Genomic DNA, 1711 nt, shown 5'->3' with positions numbered 1-1711 from the left:
GGGGGAGACCGGGGAAGAAGGGGCGGACGGGGTCATGAGACGGTCTCCTTGGCGGGCACCGTACCGGCGGCGGACACATACTCGACCAGGCTGATCAGGGCGTCCACCGAAGGAGCCCGCTCACGCGCGTCGCACATCACCACCGGTGTCTCCGGCAACAGGTCGAGCGCGCGCCGCAGTTCCCGCGTGGCGTACTCCTCGCTGTCCGGGAACTGGTTGACCGCGACCGCGAACGGCAGTCCGCGCAGCTCCAGTTGCTCCAGTACGTCGAAGCTGTCCTCCAGCCTCCGGGTGTCGACCAGGACGAGCACCCCGAGGGCGCCCTCCGCCAGCCCCTCCCACAGATCCCAGAACCGCCGCTGTCCCGGAGTTCCGAACAGATAGAGCACCAGCCGGGAGTTGAGCGTGACCCGGCCGAAGTCCATGGCGACCGTGGTGGTGGTCTTGGTGGACATCCCGGCCAGATCGTCCACGCCGACACTCGCCTCGGTCATCACCTCCTCGGTGCGCAGCGGCTCGATCTCGCTGACCGAGCCGACCAGTGTGGTCTTCCCGACGCCGAACGCGCCCACGATCAGGATCTTCACAGCCTGCTGGACAGTGTCGGGCAAATAGCGGTCAGCGGAGCCGACGGAGACCATCCAGTACCTCCTGAAGCAGTTGCGGGTCGGGCTGCACGGCCTGGGGGACGCCGGAGCGCGCGGACAGATGGCCGCTGTCGACGAGATCGGAGGCCAGCACCTTCACCAGACTCACCGGCAGTTCGAGATGGGCGGACGCCTCCACCAGGGAGAGCAGCCGCTCGCACATCCGGACGAGGGCGCGCTCCTCCCGGGTCGCGGAGACCGGCAGTTCGCAGGGCGGATCGGCCGCGATGAGCAGGGTCTCCACCCCCACGGTGTTGCGCGAGGGCCGGGACCGTCCCCTGGTGATGACGTACGGGCGTAACGCGCCGGACCCGTACTCGCCCTCGTTCCCGGGACCGGTCACCGAGCCGATTCCTGTCGCGGCGGACTGCTCAGATTCCCGGCGCCGATCTTCTGCACCTGCGCCTGCATCTGCCGGGCCACCAGCTTCGGGTCCACCACGGGTCCGGTCACCACGGCGAGATGGGCTCCGTTGGCGCTGCGCATGAAGAGAAAGCCTCCGTTGAACTCCACCATCTGCTGATGCACGGCCCCGCCGTCCTCGCCGAACTCCCGGCCCAGGCTGCGGGCGAGGGACTGGAGGCCGGAACAGTTCGCCGACAACCGGTCGGCGGAGTTCCGGTTCATGCCCTCGGAGCTGGCCAGCAGCAGTCCGTCGGCGCTGAAGACGATGACTTCTCTGACCCCGGGCACCACGGCGACATCGGCGATCATCCAGCCGCGTTGCTCCGGGTTCTCCACGTAGCTCATGCTCAGTTCAGTCCTTCCGTTCGGATGTGGGGGAGGACGGGCCGTCATGGCCCTCGATCGGGAGGGAGCCGGACGCCGGCGCGGGCCGGCCGCCCTCGAAGAACTGCTCCATCCAGTTGCCGGCCTGTTCCGGTGTGCCCGGCGGCGGTGTGGCGGAGGGCGCCGCCTCGGCCGCCGGAGCGTATTCGCCGCGTCGTGAGCGGCGCTGGGGCAGTCGCCCCGATCCCCGCCGGGGGGCGGCGGGCGTCCCCTGGGCGGGGGTTTCGGAGGCCGTCGGGCCGGGTGTCACCGGGTCGGGGTTCACAGGGCTGGAA

At 69.8% G+C, this 1711-nt stretch carries 3 protein-coding genes and 1 pseudogene; all 4 read right to left on the bottom strand.

The genetic code is table 11. The features are described 5' to 3' along the window. Window positions 1-32: 32 nt before the first annotated feature. Window positions 33-641 (bottom strand): GTP-binding protein, encoded by a 609-nt coding sequence (locus WH07_RS34220; RefSeq protein ID WP_046508798.1) that lies wholly within the window; start codon window positions 639-641, stop codon window positions 33-35. After that, a complete protein-coding gene (locus WH07_RS34215) occupies window positions 619-990 on the bottom strand; it encodes a DUF742 domain-containing protein (protein ID WP_046508797.1) in 372 nt (123 codons plus the stop codon). Before WH07_RS34215 ends, WH07_RS34220 begins: the two co-directional genes overlap by 23 nt. Further along, window positions 987-1397, bottom strand: a complete 411-nt coding sequence (locus WH07_RS34210; protein WP_046508796.1) for a roadblock/LC7 domain-containing protein — start codon at window positions 1395-1397, stop codon at window positions 987-989. The genes WH07_RS34215 and WH07_RS34210 overlap by 4 nt, the downstream gene beginning before the upstream one ends. Window positions 1398-1404: 7 nt before the next feature. Next, window positions 1405-1711, bottom strand: a pseudogene (locus WH07_RS41610) (ATP-binding protein); the annotation flags it as partial.

This window comes from Streptomyces odonnellii (genome assembly GCF_000981895.1).
Classification (GTDB): domain Bacteria; phylum Actinomycetota; class Actinomycetes; order Streptomycetales; family Streptomycetaceae; genus Streptomyces; species Streptomyces odonnellii.
This window is presented reverse-complemented; position numbering and strand designations above follow the sequence as displayed.